Source organism: Ideonella azotifigens, from assembly GCF_006519715.1.
Taxonomy (GTDB): domain Bacteria; phylum Pseudomonadota; class Gammaproteobacteria; order Burkholderiales; family Burkholderiaceae_C; genus Ideonella; species Ideonella azotifigens.
Map to the genome: position 1 here is coordinate 1 of NZ_VIDT01001033.1, position 1,413 is coordinate 1,413.

Consider the following 1,413-nt stretch of genomic DNA (forward strand, 5'->3'; position numbering starts at 1 on the left):
GCGGATGGCCATGCACCAGCTGCAGGCCATGGGCCATCACCCAGTTCTCGGCGCCCGGCGCCTCGAGCAGCGCTGGCGGCGCGTCCAGCACGCCAGTGCGCACCGGAAGCTCGGCGCGAGCTGCCTGCTCGTGTGCCCGGGCCTGGGCATGGCCCATCAGGGCCCCCATGAATGGCACCATCCACACCATCGCAATGTGCATGCCCTTGTGGTCCATGGCATCGCCCAGGCCGATGATCCGGCGCGTGATCCAGATGTTCAGGCCCACGAGGGCCAGCAAGACAATGAGCAGAGGCATGACGATGCGAGGCGCGCACAGTTGAAATCGAAGCCGAGAATCTACCTGCAACACCGTGCCCTCGGGCGCCAGCACCCCGAAACGCCAGCATGACGGACCGCGACAGCCCACCGCTTGAACCCGTGACCAAAGCCTCGACCGCGAACCAGCCCCCACGCGCCCCCTCTGCCTTCGTCCGCGTGCGCGGCGCCCGCGAACACAACCTGAAGAACGTCGACGTGGACATCCCACGGGACGCATTGGTGGTGTTCAGCGGGGTGTCGGGTTCGGGCAAGTCTTCGCTGGCCTTCGGGACCTTGTATGCCGAGGCGCAGCGGCGCTATTTCGAGTCGGTGGCGCCCTATGCGCGGCGCTTGATCGACCAGGTCGGCGTGCCGGCGGTCGATTCGATCGACGGGCTGCCGCCGGCCGTGGCGTTGCAGCAGCAGCGCGGCACGCCGAGCACGCGCTCGTCCGTCGGCAGCGTGACCACGCTGGCCAGCCTGCTGCGCATGCTGTATTCGCGTGCCGGCAGCTACCCGCCTGGGCAGCCCATGCTGTACGCGGAAGACTTCTCGCCCAACACGCCGCAGGGCGCCTGCCCCACCTGCCACGGCCTGGGCCATGTCTATGACGTGACCGAAAAAAGCATGGTGCCGGACGACACGCTGACGATCCGCGAGCGTGCCATTGCCGCGTGGCCACCGGCCTGGCACGGGCAGAACCTGCGCGACATCCTGGTCACCCTCGGCCACGACGTGGACAGGCCATGGCGCGATCTGCCGCGCAAGCTCAAGGACTGGATCCTCTACACCGAGGAGCAGCCCACGGTGCCGGTCTATGCCGGCTTCACGCCCGCCGAAACCAAGGCTGCGCTGAAGCGCAAGCTGGAGCCCAGCTACCAGGGCACCTTCATGGGCGTGCGCAAATACGTGCTGCACACCTTTGCCACCACGCAGAGCGCGCTGATGAAGCGCCGCGTGGCGCGTTTCCTGGTGGGCGGGCTGTGCCCCGCATGCGCCGGCAAGCGGCTCAAGCCCGAGGCACTTTCGGTGAAATTTGCCGGGCGGGACATTGGCGAGCTGATGCAGCTGCCGCTGGCGCAGCTGGCCGAGGTGCTGGCACCGGCAGCCGCG

At 68.1% G+C, this 1,413-nt stretch carries 1 protein-coding gene and 1 pseudogene; one reads left to right on the plus strand and one right to left on the minus strand.

The genetic code is table 11. The features are described from left to right. Positions 1 to 298 (minus strand): hypothetical protein (locus FKP22_RS30350; protein ID WP_141291921.1); only part of this gene is annotated, 298 nt, incomplete at its 3' end. A gap of 89 nt (positions 299 to 387) precedes the next feature. Between FKP22_RS30350 and FKP22_RS30355 the strand changes: the two are divergent. Continuing rightward, a pseudogene (locus FKP22_RS30355) lies at positions 388 to 1,413 on the plus strand (excinuclease ABC subunit A); the annotation flags it as partial.